This window comes from Nannocystis punicea (assembly GCF_026965555.1).
Classification (GTDB): Bacteria; Myxococcota_A; Polyangia; order Nannocystales; family Nannocystaceae; genus Nannocystis; species Nannocystis punicea.
In genome coordinates this window covers 10,634,173-10,650,626 of sequence record NZ_CP114040.1, presented here as the reverse complement: position 1 = coordinate 10,650,626, position 16,454 = coordinate 10,634,173, and the positions used below count along the sequence as shown (strand labels likewise).

Genomic DNA, 16,454 nt, shown 5'->3' with positions numbered 1-16,454 from the left:
GGTCATTTTATGAGTGGTTCTCGGTTTCGGTTCCTCTCGTTGGCTGCGATCGCCGTCGCGGCGCTCCTCGGCGGCTCCGGCTGCACCTACTACAGCGTCTATCCCCAGGCCCGGGACACCCGGGTGACGACGGTCGGCGGCTACGGTTACAGCACCGGCACTGGCACTTGCGAGTCGGTGTGCGGCACCCGGTCCTCCGTCGTCGTCGGTTACGAGATGTACGACAGCCAGCAGCTCGAGCTGGTCGAGTACACGCACCTGTCGACGATGCCCATCGACTCGTACCCGCGGGTCACCTGGGCCGGGCGGCCCTACTACAACATCGAGGGCCACCTCGTCTTCTTCAGCCCGGAGATGCACACGTGGGTCTACTACTGGACCCCGCCGACCGCGCTGATCTACGTGTGGAACGGCGCCTATCCGGCGCGCCAGTACAGCTGGGGCGACGGCTGCTACGGCGCCGGCTGGTACTGGGGCGGCGCGCGCACCGACGGCTTCCACAGCTACGCCGACACCAGCTATCGCCCGATCCTGCCGGTGCCCGCGGGGCGTCCCGGCGTGCGCCCGTACCCGCGACCCGGCGGTCGGCCCATGCCGGTCCCGCCGCCGAGCCGCCCGTACCCCGACTATCCCGACTACCCCGACCGCCCCGAGATGCCGGGCACGCGGCCGATGCCCGGCCCCGGCGGCCAGCCCTTGCCCGAACCTGTCCCTCCGGGCACCCGACCCGTCCCGGGCCCCGGCGGCCAGCCCGTCCCGGTGCCGCCGCCGAGCACGCGCCCGGTCCCGGGCCCCGGCGGCCAGCCGATCCCGGTCCCGCCTCCCGGCACGCGCCCGGTGCCCGGCCCTGGCGGCCAGCCGCTGCCCGACCGTCCTGATCGCCCCGATCCGACGGTCCCGCGGCCCGACCCGACTGTGCCCCGGCCCGATCCAGGCGAGCGGCCGGTGCCCGTCCCGCGGCCCGATCCCGACCGCCCCGATCCGACGATCCCGCGGCCGGACCCGACGCGGCCGGACCGGCCGGTGCCGATCCCGCGGCCCGACCCGGGCACGCGTCCCGACTATCCGGACCGGCCGGTGCCGATCCCGCGGCCCGACCCGGGCACGCGGCCGGACCCGACGCGGCCGGACCGGCCGGTGCCGATCCCGCGGCCCAACCCGGGCACGCGGCCCGACTATCCGGACCGTCCGGTGCCGATCCCGCGGCCGAACCCCGGCACGCGGCCCGATCCGACGGTTCCGCGGCCCGATCCCGGCACGCGGCCCGACCCGGGCAACCGGCCGACCCCCGGCGCCCTGCCGACCCCGCGGCCGTTCCCGCGGCCCGAGCCCGGCTCGGCTCCTCGACCGGAGCGACCGCAGCCGGAGTCGCGCCCGCGGCCCGAACCGCGCCCGCAGCCGCGTCCGGTGCCTGAGTCGCGCCCGCGCCCGCCCGAGTCGCGGCCGATGCCGAGCCCGCGCCCGCCGGAGTCGCGTCCGACCCCGCGTCCGACCCCGCGCCCCGAAGCGCGTCCCGGCGGCTCGCGCCCCGGCGGCTCGCATCCGGCGCCGCGTCCCTCGTCCCCGCGCCCCTCGGCCGCCCCGCGACCGACGCGCGCGGGCCGTCGCTGACCTCCGCGGCCGGGGCATTGCCCCGGCGGGCTCGCATCACAAGTCCTTCAGGACATGGCTAAAACACCATGTCCTGAAGAACATGCTGACTCTTCGACCCTGTCCGAGAGGACAGCCGCACGCGCGGCCTCGCCCGGCGCGCGGGCGGCCTGTCGACCCGGGTGGACATTCGCCGTCGATCGCGCAAGAACAACTCCATGGATCTCGACGACTACCGGGTCCGGGGAGCGGGAGGGGCCAAGCTCAGCGGCTACGAGCCCGACGACAACGGGGGCCTCGAGCGGAGCGAGGCCGAGGCCGAGCTGCCGGGTCTCCTGGTGCGCATGCAGGACCTGCAGGAGCGGCTGTACGCCGAGCGCAAGCGGTCGCTGCTGCTCATCTTGCAGGGCCGCGACGCCAGCGGCAAGGACGGCACGATCAAGCACGTGGCGGGGGGCTTCAACCCGCTCGGCACCCACGTGATGGCGTTCAAGGCGCCGAACGAGCTCGAACGCGCGCACGACTTCCTGTGGCGGATCCACCACCACGTCCCCGCGGCCGGCCACGTCGCCATCTTCAACCGCTCACACTACGAGGACATCCTGGTCCCGACGGTGGAGAAGCTGCTGCCGAAGCACGTCGTCGAGCCGCGCTACGACCACATCCGCCGCTTCGAGGAGCTGCTGCACGACTCGGGCACCTGCGTGCTCAAGTTCTTCCTCCACATCAGCAAGGACGAGCAGCGCAAGCGGCTGCAGGAGCGGCTCGACAGCCCCGACAAGCACTGGAAGTTCGACCCGCACGACCTCAAGGCGCGGGCGCTGTGGGACGACTTCACCGCCGTCTACCAGCAGATCTTCGTCCGCACCTCGACCGACGACGCGCCCTGGCACGTGATCCCCGCCGACCGCAAGTGGTTCCGCAACTACCTGGTCGCCCGCATCGTCGTCCGCGCCCTCGAGCACATGGACCTCGAGTACCCGACGAGCCCGCCCGGCCTGGCCGGCACCACGATCGTCTGACGCGCCACGCTGCTGCGTCCTCTCGAGTCCAGGGCAACGCGGCGCGAGAGCTGGAAGGCGAACCACTTATGCTGGCGCGCGCGGAGCACGAGCTGCGCGAGCGCTTGATGCCCGGCTACTCGCGCGGCGGTCGGCACTGCGGCGTCACCTCGATCGGCTTGTCCGCGGCCAGCAGGTTGGCCGCGCCGAAGTTGGCGACGATGTGCGCGCGGCTGTCGTCCGGCCCGCCGACGCGGTCGATCGCCTCGGCGAAGAACTCCTCGCCGGTCTGGCGCACGTGCACCGGCACGTAGCCGGCACCGGTGACGAACGCCGGCCCTTTCCCCGCGCGGCCGAGGCCGAAGTACACGATCGCCGTCGACCGCTTGGGCAGCTCCGGCTGATGGCTGACGAAGTTGCCGAGCGAGTAGGCGACCAGCACCTCGCGGCCGTCGCCGGTCGTCAGCGACTCCCACGGCTGCAGCACGTGCGGGTGGTTGCCGATGATCGCCGTCGCCCCCGCCTCGGCCCAGCGGCGGGCGAACTCCGTCTGCTGCTTCGTCGCCGCCGGCGCGTACTCCTTGCCCCAGTGCGGCGTCACGATCACTGCGTCGATCCCCGGCGTCCGCGCCAGAGCGCGCACAGCGTCGGCCACCCCCGTCGGCGTGTCGAAGCAGCGCAGCACCTGCCCCGCCTCGTCCGCGATCATGTTGGTGTGCAGCGTGCAGGCCAGCCACGCCACCGTGAACGACCCCGCCTTCGTCACCGTGTGCCACGGCCCCGCCTGGCCGCGCGCGCGCGTCCCGGTGTGCGGCAGCTTGGCCGCGTCGAGCGCCGTCAGCGTCTTGTCGACCCCGAGCGGCCCGCGGTCGAGCGCGTGGTTGTTCGCCGTCGACACCACGTCGAAGCCGCTGGTCACCAGGTCGAGCGCCAGCGACGGGTGGACGTTGAAGCGCGGGTACGCCGTGTAGACCTTGCGGTCGAACACCAGGCCCGGGTCCGCGACCTCTTCCCCCGAGCGCAGCACCCCGGCCGCCAGCGGCACCTCGAGGTTGGCGTAGGTGAGATCGGCCGCGGCCAGCAGGTCCTCGACGTTCTCCCACAGCACGCGGAACCGCCGCTTCGCCAGGGTCGCCTGGATCTGCAGCTCGTGGTGCAGCAGCAGGTCGCCGACCGCCGCCACCACGATCCGCTCGCCCGGCTCGCACGCCCGCGAGAACGCCAGGTAGCCCGCCGGCATGGCTCGCGGCGAGGGCAGGGGAGCGCTCGCCGTCGCTCCGCCGGCGGCCGGTCCGGCCGCACCTGTCGCCACGGACATGTCCTCTCCACCGCCCGTGGCCGGCGAGCCCACGGCCCGGGCGTCGCCTGTCGCAGCGGACATGTCCTTTCCGCCATTTCCAGCCGCGGCACCTGTCGATCCGGACGTAGTCCTGGCCGAGGCATCGGACCTCTTGTCCGCGGCCTCTCTCTCGCCGACGGCCAGCGGCTGCGGCTGTGCTGGCAGATCGGACATGTCCGAACGTTCATTCCCCGACGAGCCGCGCCCGGCGGCCGACCCGGGCCTCGCGCCTGCTTCGGCCCGCCCGCTCTCCTCCGGCGGGCGCCCGGCGCAGCCGACAGCCAGCGCCAGCCCCAACGCAGCCAGCAGCCCGCTCGCGCGCTCCTTGCAGCCGCGAGCCTCGAGCATTGCTTGTAACGAGGACCCGCCCGCCGCTCGGCGCTCCCCGCCGGCGGTCGTCGAGCCTCGCCGTGATCGAATGGCCTTCAAGACATGCCCAAAAGGACATGCCGCGACGCGCTCACGGCCGACCCTGTCCGACCCGTCCGCCGCTCGTCCCGCGCTCACCGCGTCGCGCCGGCGAACTCTGCTCGTGCCCGAACGCCCGAAGCACCGCACGAGCGACCTCATACCAGCTTTTCGCGCCCCTCGTGCTCGCCGAGGTCGGGTCGCCCGCGAGCGCCTGCGGCCAGGATCGCCGCCGTCCCGGCCTTCACCGCGCCTCGCCGAGACCGCCGCGACGGGCGCCGGCACCCCGCTCGCTCGCCGCCCTCTGCCCATGCGCGCGCATGTGCTCGCTCGGCCGCGAATTTCTCCTCGTCCGGCCGCTTCGCGTACACTGCCGCGACCCGTGAAGTCCGCCTTCCCCTGCGGTGCCCTCCTCGGCGGCCTCCTCGGGCTCGCCTGCGGCACTCCGCCGCCGGAGTCTGCCCCGCAGGCCCCGCCGCCGGCCAGCGCCGAGCGGCGGGCCGGGCCTGCCGAGCCGGTCGCCGACTGTCCGGCCACCGGCGTCGCCGTCGACCCGCTCCCGCGCACGACCCTCGAGCACGAGCAGCTCGACTACTGGCTCGCGCGCACCGCCCAGATCGCCGACCTCGACCGCCCGCTGTTCACCCCGCGCGAGCTCGCGGCCCACAACGCCCGGATCGCCCGCCGCGACTTCTTCGGCGCCAGCGCCCGCGCCGACCTGCTCGCGCCCGTCGACCCCGCGCGCCTCGCCGACGACCTCAACACGCGCCTCGGCTACCTGCGCGGCAAGTTCGAGTCGGCCGCCTACGTCAACCCCGACGGCGCCGCCATGACGCCGGAGCAGATCGCCGCGCTCACGCCCGTCCTCGACGCCGGCGCCTTCGCCGAGCTGCCGGTCGAGGTGCGCGTCGCCCTCGACCTGATCCCGATCCGCTGCGCCCCGCAGCGCGAGCCCTACTACACCCCCACGCGCGACCTCGCCTTCGACCGCAACCTGTGCAGCATGGCCCGCGCGCAGGAGCCGGTGCAGATCCTCCGGCCCTGGGACGGCGGCCTCGCGCTCGCCCGCACCCCCTACGTCATGGGCTGGATCGACCTCGGCAGCGCCGCCCTCTCGCCGCCGCTCGCCCCCGAGCAGGTCCGCCGCTTCAGCGACGGCCCGTTCGTCCGCGCCGCCCGCGACTTCGATGTCCCCGAGGACATGTCCTCCAGGACCGGTCCAAAGATCCATGTCCCATTCGCCAGCCTCTTGCCGACCGCCGCCCGCCGCGGCGAGGTGCTGCTGGCTGGCCCGGGCGGGGTCGTCACGCGCCCCGTCGACGCCGCGCTGGTCTCGGCCCGGGAGCGGCCGCTGACGCGCCGGGCCGTGCTGACCGAGGCGTTCTCCTTCCTGCACCGGCCCTACGGCTGGGGCGACTACGCCGGCGGCCGCGACTGCTCGCGCTACCTCATGGACATGTTCGGCGGCCTCGGCCTGGTGTTGCCGCGGCACACCAGCGACCAGGCGATCGCGGGCGAGGTCGAGGAGCTCGCGCCCGACCTGCCCGAGGCCGAGCGGCTGCGGCGGATCGACGCCGCCCACCGGCGCGGCGTCGTCCTGCTGCACTTCCCCGGGCACATCATGCTCTACCTCGGCCGCGACGACGCCGGCGCGGCGATGGCGATCCACTCCTTCGCCGAGTACCTGGTCCCGTGCCCCGGCCGTACGGACGGCGCCCCCGCCGGCGAGCGCGAGACCCTGCTCAAGGTCGACGGCGTCCACGTCAGCGACCTCGAGCTCGGGCGCGGCACCTCGCGCGGCGCCTTCGTCCAGCGGATCTCCAAGATCACCGTCCTCGCCCCGCCTCCCCCGGAGCCCCGCCCGTGAAGTCCCGGCCGCCCGAAGACCCCGCCCTCCACGCCTTCCTCGACGACGTCGCCGACGTCGCCGCCGACGACCCCGCCGAGGCGCTGGAGCTGCTCGACGAGGCCAGCCCCGGCTGGCAGGACCACCCCGAGATCCACTACTTCCGCGGCGACCTGGTGTGGACGATCGAGGGCCCCGAGGCCGCCGAGCCGCACTTCCGCCGCGCGCTCGCGGGCAACCCGCGCTTCGCCGACGCCCACCACGCCCTGGCCCAGGTCCACGAGGCCATGGACGAGCGCCCGGCGATGATCCGCCACTACCTCGAGGTCCTGCGCCTCGACGCCCACGACGACATCGGCGCCGGCATCGGCACCAAGGAAGACCAGCGCTTCATCGCCGGCGTCGCCGAAGCTGTCCTCGAGGACCTGCCCGAAGAGTTCAAGCAGCGCCTGGGCAACGTCCCGGTGGTGCTCGAGGCCCGGCCGGCCAAGTACCTCGTGCAGGACGGCTTCGACCCGCGCGCGCTGGGCCTGTTCGAGGGCCCCGACCACTTCCATCAGCGGGGCCTCGAGGCGGCCGCGGCTCCCAGCCGGATCGTCCTTTATTACGCGAATCTGCTGGCCATGTTCGCCGACGAGGACGAGCTGCGCGAGCAGGTCGAGGTCACCATCCTCCACGAGATCGGCCACTATTTCGGCCTCGACGAGGACGACATGCAGCGCCTGGGTCTCGACTGACCCACCCCTTGCGGCCGCGCGGACACGCGCCTGCACCTGAAGGCCCGCGGGCGCGGCGCTTGGGTGTGGGTGTGGGTCGGGGTATCGTGCGAACGTCGGAGGTCTCGCGTGGAGTCGAATGTTCTTACTGCGGTCCTGATGCCCATCGCGCTCGGCGTCATCATGTTGGGCCTCGGCCTCAGCCTGACGCTCGAAGACTTCAAGCGCGTCGTCCTGATGCCGAAGCCGGTGTTCATCGGCCTCTTCTGTCAGATGCTCATCTTGCCGGCGGTGTGCTTCGCGATCGCCACCGGCTTCGACCTCCCGCCGGCGCTCGCGGTCGGCTTGATGCTGCTGTCGGCCTCGCCGGGCGGCGCCACGGCCAACCTGTTCAGCCACCTCGCCAAGGGCGACGTGGCCCTCAACATCAGCCTGACCGCCGTCAACAGCGTGCTCTCGCTGCTGACCTTGCCGTTCATCGTCAACTACTCGCTCGTGCACTTCATGGGCGCGGGCAAGGTCATCCCGCTGCAGTTCGACAAGGTCGTGCAGGTGTTCGCCATCGTGCTCGTGCCGGTCGCCATCGGCATGTTCGTGCGGGCGAAGAAGCAGGACCTCGCCGACCGCCTCGAGAAGCCGGTCAAGATCCTCTCGGCGGTGTTCCTCCTGCTCGTCATCGCCGCCACCGTCGCCAAGGAGCGGGCCCACGTCGTCGAGTACTTCCAGCAGGTCGGCCTGGCCGCGCTCGCCTTCAACCTCGTCAGCATGGCCGTCGGCTACCTCGTGCCGGTGGTGGTCCGCCTGCCCAGGCGCCAGGCGATCGCGATCGGCATGGAGATCGGGATCCACAACGGCACCCTGGCGATCGCCATCGCCAGCACCCCGTCCTTGCTCAACAACACCACCATGGCGGTGCCGCCCGCCGTCTACAGCCTCATCATGTTCTTCACCGCGGCCGCGTTCGGTTACCTCGTCAACCGCGGCACGAGCCGGACCGCCTGAGCCGCGCGTGGGGGTCAGGACGATCCGTTTCAGCGCGGACCCGTAGACCCCCGCCGCACCCCCTCCGGCGGCCGCGCCGCCGCCCCTCCTTGTTGCACCGCAGCATCGCGGAACATCGTCGCGGCCGCTGTGAACATTGATTCTCTGCCAGTGCGGCGAGTGCGCTGACTCCGCAGGGGGCTTCTACGGGGGCGCCCGCGAGGGCCTGTGCGTGAGGACCCCGCGAAGGCGTGGCCGACAACTTGGAACGAACACCGATAGGCTCCTCCAAGGAGGGGAGCACACCCGGTGGAAGCGCCCGTAGACATCCTGCTGGTCGACGACAACCCGAACAACCTCCTGGCGCTCGAGGCATTGCTGTCGGACATCGGCGCGCGCTTCGTCAAGGCGCGGTCCGGCGTCGACGCCCTCAAGTGCCTGCTGGAGCAGGACTTCGCGCTCATCATCCTCGACATCCAGATGCCGGACATGGACGGCTTCGAGACCGCGGCCATGATCCGCGGCCGCGAACGCTCGCGGCGGATCCCGATCATCTTCCTCACCGCCTTCAACCGCAGCGACACTCAGGTCCACCGCGGCTACGCCCTCGGCGCCGTCGACTTCCTGTTCAAGCCGATCGTCCCCGAGATCCTGCGCTCCAAGGTCGCGGTGTTCGCCGACCTGTACCGAAAGACAGAAGAAGTCCGCCGCCAGGCCGAGCAGCTGCGGGTCGCCGAGCGCCAGGCCCACGAGCGCCGCCTCGCCGTCGCCGAGCTCGAGGCCCGCGCGCAGGTGCTCGCCGAGGCCGACCGTCGCAAGGACGAGTTCATGGCCGTCATGGCGCACGAGCTGCGCAACCCGCTGACGCCGATCGCCACCGCCCTCGAGACCCTGCGCCGCGCCCAGCCCGGCACCCTCCAGCTCGAGCGCGCCCGCCAGGCCATGGAGCGCCAGGTCCAGCACCTCGTCCGCCTGGTCGACGGCCTGCTCGAGGCCTCGCGCTACACCGCCGGCACCATCGAGCTGCACCTGCAGAGCATCGACGTCGCGGCCGTCATCCAGCAGGCGGCGCAGATGAGCCAACCGCTGTTCAGCGCTCGTCAGCACCGCCTCGACGTCCAGCTGCCCGAGGGCCGGCTCGAGCTGGTCGCCGACCCCGACCGCGTCGCGCAGATGCTGGTCAACCTGCTCAACAACGCCGCCCGCTGCACCGACCCCGGCGGCGCGATCACCCTCACGGTCGCGCGCGACGGCGACGAGCTCGAGTTCCGCGTCCGCGATCCCGGGCGAGGCATCCGCCCCGAGGTGCTGCCGCGGATCTTCGAGCTCTTCGTCCACAACGACCGCGCCCGCGACCGCGCCGAGGGCGGCTTCGCCGTCGGCCTGGCCATGGTCAAGCGCCTCGCCGAGCTGCACGGCGGCAGCGTGTCGGCGCACAGCCGCGGCGAGGGCCAGGGCGCCGAGTTCGTGGTCCGCCTGCCGGTCTTCGCCGGCGCCCCGGTCGCCGTCGCCGCCCCGCGCGAGGCCGTCGCGCCCGACCTCTCGCGTCACATCCTCATCGTCGACGACAACCCCGACATCCGGGCCACGCTCGCCGACCAGCTCGAGCTGCTCGGGCACCGCGTCGAGGTCGCCGAGAGCGGACACGAAGGGCTCGAGCGGATCCGCTCCGCGCACCCCGAGCTCGCGCTCATCGACATCAGCCTGCCCGGCCTCGACGGCTACCGCGTCGCCCAGATCCTCCAGTCCGAGCCCGACATGCGCACGCGCCTGGTGGCGATGACCGGCTACGGTCAGCCCGAAGATCGCCGGCGCTCGCTCGAGGCCGGCTTCATGGCCCACCTCGTCAAGCCGATCGACCTCGACGATCTGTTCCGGCTGCTCGCCACGTAGAGTCCTCCATGTCGCGAGTCACCTTGCCGCGTAGTTTGGCCGAAGCCCCCGAACTGCGGCCGCTGCTCGAGACCCTGCGCTCCCTCGACCCCTCGCGCCGCCTGCCCGCGGGCGAGCCCGGCCCCGTCGGCGAGCTCTACGCCGCCTGCAACGAGATGCTCGACCAGAACCGCCGGCTCATCCGCGACCTCGACCGCGCGCGCGCCGAGGTCGCCCACGTCGGCGGCATCACCCCGACCGACAAGGTCGACAGCATGGTCATGAACCTCGGCCAGCAGATCGGGGCGCTCGCCGACGTCGTCGTCGCGGTCACCGAGGGCGACCTCACCCGCAGCATCCCCAGCGACGCGCGGGGCCAATTCGGGGTGCTCGCCCACAGCATCGGCCTGCTGATCGCCAACCTGCGCGACACCACCCGCAAGAACAACGAGCAGGACTGGCTCAAGACCAACCTCGCGCGCATCACCCGGCTGCTCCAGGGCCACCGCGATCGCGCCGAGCTGGCCGCGCTGGTGCTGCGCGAGCTGACCCCGCTGGTGCGGGCCCAGCTCGGCCTCTTCTACGTCGTCGAGGGCGGCGAGCCCGGCGACCCCGAGCCGCGGCGCCTGCGGCTGGCGTCGAGCTGGGCCGCGCCGGCCGAGCACCTCCGCGAGGTCGTGCAGCTGGGGGAGGGGCTCGTCGGTCAGTGCGCGCTCGAGCAGCGGCGGATCTTGCTGACCGACGTCCCCGCGGGCTACCTGCGGATCGGCTCCGGCCTCGGCGACGCCATCCCGCGCAACGTGGTCGTCCTCCCGGTCGCCTTCGAGGGCGAGCTCAAGGCCGTCGTCGAGCTCGCCTCCTTCTACGCCTTCGGCGACATCCACCTCGCCTTCTTCGACCAGGTTACCGACTCGATCGGCGTCGTCCTCCACACCCTCGCCGCCAGCGCCCGCACCGAGCAGCTGCTGGCCCAGTCGCAGTCGCTCGCCGAGGAGCTGCGCGGCCAGCAGCGCGAGCTCACCGCCACCAACCGCCGGCTCGAGCAGCAGGCGCTCGCCCTGCAGGCCAGCGAGGAGCGGCTGCGCCTGCAGCAGGAGGAGCTGCAGCAGACCAACCGCGAGCTCGAGGAGCGGAGCGAGCTGCTGCAGCAGCAGAACCTCGAGGTCGAGCGCAACAACCGCGACATCGAGCGGGCCAAGCTCGACCTCGAGGAGCGGGCGCAGCAGCTCATCCTGTCCTCGAAGTACAAGTCCGAGTTCCTCGCCAACATGTCGCACGAGCTGCGCACGCCGCTGAACAGCCTGCTGATCCTGGCGCAGCTGTTGGCCGACAACCCCGAGGGCAACCTCGACGCCAAGCAGGTCGAGTTCGCCCGCACGATCCACAGCGCCGGCTCCGAGCTGCTGTCGCTGATCAACGACATCCTCGACCTGTCGAAGATCGAGTCCGGCACGATGGGCATCGACATCGACGAGCTGATGATCGAGGGCCTGCGCGACCAGGTCGAGCGCAGCTTCCGCCCGGTCGCCGAGACCCGCCGGCTGGCCTTCGAGATCCACGTCGCCGCCGACGTCCCCGCCGTCATCTACACCGACCCGCGGCGGCTCCTGCAGGTGCTGAAGAACCTGCTGTCGAACGCCTTCAAGTTCACCGACAAGGGCAAGGTCGACCTGCGCATCGACGTCGCGCCCGACAGCCAGGGCCGCTCGGGCCAGGTGATCGCGTTCTCGGTCACCGACACCGGCATCGGCATCCCGCCGCACAAGCAGCGCATCATCTTCGAGGCGTTCCAGCAGGCCGACGGCACCACCAGCCGCAGGTACGGCGGCACCGGCCTCGGCCTCTCGATCAGCCGCGAGATCGCCCGCCTGCTCGGCGGCGAGATCATGGTGCGCTCGGCCCCGGGCGCCGGCAGCACCTTCACCCTGCTGATCCCGCCGACCCCCGAGGCCGTGCTCGGCGCCAACTCCCTGCGCCTGCCGGCCGACGACGCGCCCGACGGGTCCTCGCCGGCGCTCCTCCGCGACGACCGCGAGCGCATCGTCCCCGGCGACCGCACCCTCCTCGTCATCGAAGACGACCCAACCTTCGCCCGCCTGATCCTCGACCTCGGGCGCGAGAAGGGCTTCAAGGGCCTCGTCGCCCTGCGCGGCGACGACGGCCTCGCGCTCGCCCGCGACGTCAAGCCCGACGCCATCACCCTCGACCTCGACCTGCCCGGCCTCGACGGCTGGACCGTCCTCGACCGCCTCAAGCACGACCCCCGCACCCGCCACATCCCCGTCCACCTGATCTCCGGCACCGAGGCCGACGCCGGCAACAAGGCGCTCAAGCAGGGCGCGCTGGCCTTCCTGCCGAAGCCCGTCTCGCGCGAGGCGCTGGCCGCCGCGCTGGCCGACGTCAAGGGCTTCGTCGAGCGCCGCGTCCGCAGCCTCCTCGTCGTCGAGGACGACCCGCTCCAGCGCGACGCCCTCGTCGAGCTGCTCGGCGACGGCGACGTCGACGTCACCGCCGTCCGCAGCGCCGAGGAGGGCCTCGCGCTGCTGCGCGAGCGCCACTTCGACTGCGCCGTGATCGACCTCGGCCTGCCGGCGATGTCCGGCTTCGAGATGATCTGCGCCGTCCGCCGCGACGCCCGCCTGCGCGAGCTGCCGATCATCGTCCACACCGGCCAGTCGCTGAGCGCCGAGGATGAGCGCGAGCTCGAGCGCATGACCGAGGCGATCATCGTCAAGAGCCCGCAGTCGCTCGAGCACCTGCTCGACGAGGCGGCGCTGTTCCTCCACCGAGTCGAGGCCGACCTGCCGGCCACGCGCCACCCGTTGCTCGCCCAGCAGATCGACGTCGACCCGGTGTTCACGGGCAAGCGGGTGCTGGTCGTCGACGACGACGTGCGCAACATCTTCGCCATCACCAGCGTCCTCGAGCGGCACAAGATGCGGGTGCTCTACGCCGAGGACGGCCGGCGCGGCCTGGCGATCCTGCGCGACAACCCCGACATCCACGCGGTCCTGCTCGACGTCATGATGCCGGAGATGGACGGCTACGAGGCGATGCGAGAGATCCGCAAGGACCCGCGGTTCGCCTCGCTGCCGCTCATCGCCCTCACCGCCAAGGCCATGCGAGGCGACCGCGAGAAGTGCCTCGGCGCCGGCGCCTCCGACTACATCACCAAGCCCGTCGAGCCCGACCGACTGCTCTCGCTGCTGCGGGTGTGGCTGTATGGCTGAAGAGCCGATCCACGTGCTCTCGGTCGCGGCGCTCCGGCCCGCGTCCGAGCTCGAGCAGCTGGAGCTCGACCTGCTGCTCGAGGCCATCCACCGCCGCTACGGCCTCGACTTCCGCGGCTACGCCCGCGCCTCCCTGCGGCGCCGGATCTGGAACCAGATCCGCGCCGAGAAGCTCGCCACCGTCACCGCCCTGCAGGAGCGCGTGCTGCACGACGTCGGCTGCATGGAGCGCCTGCGGCTGGCGCTGTCGGTGCGGGTCACGGCGATGTTCCGCGACCCGAGCTTCTACCGGGCGCTGCGCGAGCAGGTGGTGCCGCGCCTGCGCGAGCGGCCGCAGCTGCGGATCTGGCACGCGGGCTGCTCGACGGGCGAGGAGGCCTACAGCATGGCGATCCTGCTCGAGGAGGAGGGCCTGTACGAGCGCGCGCGGCTGCACGCGACCGACGTCAACGAGGCGCTGGTGCGCAGCGCCCGGGCCGGCATCTTCCCCATCGAGGTGATGCAGGAGTACACCGCCAACTACCTCCATTCGGGCGCGCACGGCGACTTCTCCGCCTATTACACCGCCCGCTACGACCGCGCGATCGTCAAGCAGTCGCTGCGGCGCAACATCGCGTTCGCCCGCCACGACCTGGGGAGCGACCCGTCGCCCGGGCGCTTCGACCTGATCGTCTGCCGCAACGTGCTGATCTACTTCGACAACGAGCTCCAGGGCCGCGTCCACCGGCTGCTCCACGCCAGCCTGAGCGACGACGGCCTGCTGGCGCTCGGGCGCAAGGAGGCGCTGATCGGCACCCCGCACGAGCACGACTACGAGCCGCTCGACGCCCGCGAACGGCTCTATTTGCGCCGAGCCGCCTGAGTGTGGCATTTCGCCACGCTCCCACGAATCGGTGTTCGCCCGACGAGAAAGATCGCCGGGCGGCTTCGACAGCGCCGGGGACCGCGGTTATCCTGGCGGCATATGCGACGTGCTTGGTTGATAGGATTCTGTGCAGTCACGTTCACGGCCTGCGACCCGCCGTATATGGTCAGCGAGCGCGGCGACTTCCGCCTGTCGGCCGAGGGCCTCCGGGTCCGCGGCGACTTCCTCGCCGACACGGATTGGGAGGCCCCGTACCTCGTGCTCGCCGGCACGCGGCTGTGCCCCGAGCTGAGGTGCGAGGCCTGCCCCGACGAGGCGACCTGCGGCGACGCGGCCATCCACGCCAGCGGCCCGATCGCGGTCGACGAGGAGGGCTGCTTCGTCGCCGAGGCCCCCGGCGAGGTGGTGTGGACGGTCGATCCGACGTGCGGCGCCCCGGGGCAGGCGCCCGACCGCGTGAACATGCGCGTCGTCGGCCCCGACCAGGCCGAGGCCCGCGTGTCACCCTGGCTCGACGGCCTGGCCGCGCGTCACTCGGTCCGCGAAAATCCGCTGATCACGGTCCTCGGCGCCGAGTGGCGCGAGGTGCTGCCCTACGAATTCAAGCTCGTCGCCGGTCAGGATGTCGAGATCGGCGTCGGCCTGTTCGAGCGCGACACCGGGCTCAGCGTCGCGCGTCAGGCCGAGCCCGCGGCCGCGGTCTCCTGGACCACCACGCGCGGGCGACCAGCGGTCACCTATCCCAGTGAAGTTCTCGATCTGGTCACGTTCGCGGGCACAGAGTCGGAGGCGACCTTCGAGTTCGACGGCCACAGCTGGCCCCTCGCGCGCGTGACGGGCGTGGAGGCCGAGTCGGTGACCTCGCTCGAGCTGGCCGGCGCCATCCTCATCGTCGAGGACTCCGACGCGCCGCTCATCGGTCGCACGGGGGTGCCGCTCGCGGCCGGCGCCATCGCGCGCGACGCCGTCGGTGATCGGGTGATCGGCCTGCCGCTCACGTGGTCGGCGGAGGTCGGCAACATGGCGTCCGCGCCCTTCGACACGCTGCCGGAGCAGATCGCCCTGGCCGACGACTGCATCGCCCCCGAGGACCGCGACGGCCCGCGCGAGCTGGTGCTCCGCGCCCGCCACGGCGACCTGTCGGCCGACCTCGAGTTCACGTGGGCCGGCACCCGCGAGCCCACGCTGTTCAACACCGTCGAAGCCGACGCCAGCTGGAAGCCGCCCGCCACCTGCCTGGCCCCGGCCGGCTGCGGCTGCCGCAGCGCCGAGACCGACGCCGGCGGGCTGCTGCTGCTCGGCCTGCTCGCGCTCGGCCGTCGGCGGCGTAAAGGACATGTCCGAACGAGCATGGTCGCCGGGACATGTCTCTTGGCGCTGCCCGCCGGCGGCTGCGGCGAGGCGCCGTCGCTGCGCGCGGGCGAGGCGCTGCCGCTCGGCGACCTGCCGCTGCGGCGAGCGCCCGATCTGGCGACCGTCCAGGGCGGTCACAGCGTCGCCCTCGGCGACCAGGCACTCTGGGCGTTCCGCACCGCGAGCAGCGAGCGCGGGCTCTACGGCGCGACCACGGCCGGCGCAGTGACCGCCGACTTCGACGCGCGCGACGGCCTGCACCCGTTCACGGCCTACCAGACCCCGAAGGAGACCGACGACGACGAGCTGCTGCCGTTTTACGACAAGGAGGGCAGCTACAAGTACGAGCACGACGACGGCGAGTGCATCCTCGGCAGGGACTGCCCGCGGGTGTCCCTTTGGCCAGGTCCGATGGTCCACGACCCCGAGCGGCAGCGCGTGCTGATCTTCTACCGCAAGGTCATCCAGTTCCCGGACAACGCCGACAACCAGCACGTCGGCAGCTCGATCGCAGTGTGGCGCGACGACCTCGCCGGCCGGCCGTTCCGCCCGGAGGTGGCCGAGGGCAGCGACGAGCCGACGCTGCTGTTCGGCGCCGACGGCCCGCGCTTCGCCGCCGCGCTCGCCGAGGACGAGCACGTCCACGCGTTCGCCTGCGGCGGCAAGGGGGGCGCCTGCACGCTGCTGCGCGCCCCGCTGGCGCACGCGCTCGAGCGCGAGGCCTGGCGCTGGTACGAAGCCGGCGAGTGGTCGCCGTCACCGCGCCGCGCCGAGGAGGTGTTCGCCGGCGCGGGGGCGATGAGCGTCCACTTCAACGCGCACGCCGGCGCCTACGTGGCGGTCTACGCCGACCGCGAGGAGCCGGCGGTGGTCCTGCGCACCGCGCCGCAGCTCACGGGCCCGTGGTCCGAGGCGGCCGAGCTGTATCGGCCGCGCGACCCGCAGGCGGAGCTGCGGATCCAGGACGCCATGCTCCACCCCGAGCTCGCGCGCGACGGCGGCGCCGTCGACTACCTCACCTACTTCGAGGGCAGCCGCGGTGCCCTGCAGCTGGTCGAGATCCACTGGGAGTGAGCGCCGATCGGCGACTCACAGCCCGTGTTCCCACACGCGCGGGTCGCCGCTGCGGCGCCGCGCGGCCTGGATCACGAGGGTGCGGATGAGCAGGACGAAGAACGCGGCCAGCACCAGCCACAGGAGCCCGAAAGCGACGAGCGCGTAGACGTTGCCCACGGCCTGCTTCTACCACGCCG

The 16,454-nt window shown here is 72.5% G+C and carries 11 protein-coding genes; 9 read left to right on the top strand and 2 right to left on the bottom strand.

The features are described from left to right. Nucleotides 1-39 precede the first annotated feature (39 nt). Nucleotides 40-1,611 carry a hypothetical protein gene (locus tag O0S08_RS40840; RefSeq protein WP_269034926.1) on the top strand — a complete coding sequence of 524 codons (1,572 nt, stop codon included), beginning with the start codon at nucleotides 40-42 and terminating at the stop codon, nucleotides 1,609-1,611. Nucleotides 1,612-1,808: 197 nt separating this feature from the next. Continuing rightward, nucleotides 1,809-2,612 carry a PPK2 family polyphosphate kinase gene (locus O0S08_RS40835; protein ID WP_269034925.1) on the top strand — a complete coding sequence of 268 codons (804 nt, stop codon included), beginning with the start codon at nucleotides 1,809-1,811 and terminating at the stop codon, nucleotides 2,610-2,612. Nucleotides 2,613-2,727: 115 nt separating this feature from the next. On the opposite strand, the gene O0S08_RS40830 is transcribed toward O0S08_RS40835, so the two are convergent. Beyond that, the gene (locus O0S08_RS40830; protein ID WP_269034924.1) at nucleotides 2,728-3,972 is read right to left on the bottom strand and encodes a CapA family protein; all 1,245 of its coding nucleotides are present in this window, start codon (nucleotides 3,970-3,972) and stop codon (nucleotides 2,728-2,730) included. A gap of 748 nt (nucleotides 3,973-4,720) precedes the next feature. Here O0S08_RS40830 and O0S08_RS40825 point away from each other — a divergent pair. The 7 genes from O0S08_RS40825 to O0S08_RS40795 all read left to right on the top strand — a co-directional run bounded on the left by O0S08_RS40825 (nucleotide 4,721) and on the right by O0S08_RS40795 (nucleotide 16,275). After that, complete coding sequence (locus O0S08_RS40825; protein ID WP_269034923.1) at nucleotides 4,721-6,205, top strand: NlpC/P60 family protein; 1,485 nt, start codon at nucleotides 4,721-4,723, stop codon at nucleotides 6,203-6,205. Then, the gene (locus O0S08_RS40820) at nucleotides 6,202-6,921 is read left to right on the top strand and encodes a metallopeptidase family protein (protein ID WP_269034922.1); all 720 of its coding nucleotides are present in this window, start codon (nucleotides 6,202-6,204) and stop codon (nucleotides 6,919-6,921) included. Before O0S08_RS40825 ends, O0S08_RS40820 begins: the two co-directional genes overlap by 4 nt. Nucleotides 6,922-7,059: 138 nt before the next feature. After that, complete coding sequence (locus O0S08_RS40815; protein WP_269034921.1) at nucleotides 7,060-7,902, top strand: bile acid:sodium symporter family protein; 843 nt, start codon at nucleotides 7,060-7,062, stop codon at nucleotides 7,900-7,902. A gap of 288 nt (nucleotides 7,903-8,190) precedes the next feature. Continuing rightward, on the top strand, nucleotides 8,191-9,774 hold the full coding sequence (locus O0S08_RS40810) for a response regulator (RefSeq protein WP_269034920.1): 1,584 nt from the start codon (nucleotides 8,191-8,193) through the stop codon (nucleotides 9,772-9,774). Nucleotides 9,775-9,782: 8 nt separating this feature from the next. Then, on the top strand, nucleotides 9,783-12,983 hold the full coding sequence (locus O0S08_RS40805) for a response regulator (RefSeq protein ID WP_269034919.1): 3,201 nt from the start codon (nucleotides 9,783-9,785) through the stop codon (nucleotides 12,981-12,983). Then, nucleotides 12,976-13,845 carry a CheR family methyltransferase gene (locus O0S08_RS40800; RefSeq protein WP_269034918.1) on the top strand — a complete coding sequence of 290 codons (870 nt, stop codon included), beginning with the start codon at nucleotides 12,976-12,978 and terminating at the stop codon, nucleotides 13,843-13,845. Before O0S08_RS40805 ends, O0S08_RS40800 begins: the two co-directional genes overlap by 8 nt. A gap of 102 nt (nucleotides 13,846-13,947) precedes the next feature. Beyond that, complete coding sequence (locus O0S08_RS40795) at nucleotides 13,948-16,275, top strand: DUF4185 domain-containing protein (RefSeq protein WP_269034917.1); 2,328 nt, start codon at nucleotides 13,948-13,950, stop codon at nucleotides 16,273-16,275. Nucleotides 16,276-16,290: 15 nt separating this feature from the next. Here the strand turns inward: O0S08_RS40795 and O0S08_RS40790 are convergent, their stop codons facing one another. After that, nucleotides 16,291-16,434 (bottom strand): hypothetical protein, encoded by a 144-nt coding sequence (locus O0S08_RS40790; RefSeq protein ID WP_269034916.1) that lies wholly within the window; start codon nucleotides 16,432-16,434, stop codon nucleotides 16,291-16,293. Nucleotides 16,435-16,454 lie beyond the last annotated feature (20 nt).

What these genes read in the sequence shown, in the direction of transcription:
- O0S08_RS40835 (WP_269034925.1), top strand. Translation starts at nt 1,809, where the DNA reads ATGGATCTCGACGACTACCGGGTCCGGGGAGCGGGAGGGGCCAAGCTC.
- O0S08_RS40805 (WP_269034919.1), top strand. Translation starts at nt 9,783, where the DNA reads ATGTCGCGAGTCACCTTGCCGCGTAGTTTGGCCGAAGCCCCCGAACTG.
- O0S08_RS40800 (WP_269034918.1), top strand. Translation starts at nt 12,976, where the DNA reads ATGGCTGAAGAGCCGATCCACGTGCTCTCGGTCGCGGCGCTCCGGCCC.
- O0S08_RS40830 (WP_269034924.1), bottom strand. Translation starts at nt 3,972, where the DNA reads ATGTCCGCTGCGACAGGCGACGCCCGGGCCGTGGGCTCGCCGGCCACG.
- O0S08_RS40815 (WP_269034921.1), top strand. Translation starts at nt 7,060, where the DNA reads ATGCCCATCGCGCTCGGCGTCATCATGTTGGGCCTCGGCCTCAGCCTG.
- O0S08_RS40795 (WP_269034917.1), top strand. Translation starts at nt 13,948, where the DNA reads ATGCGACGTGCTTGGTTGATAGGATTCTGTGCAGTCACGTTCACGGCC.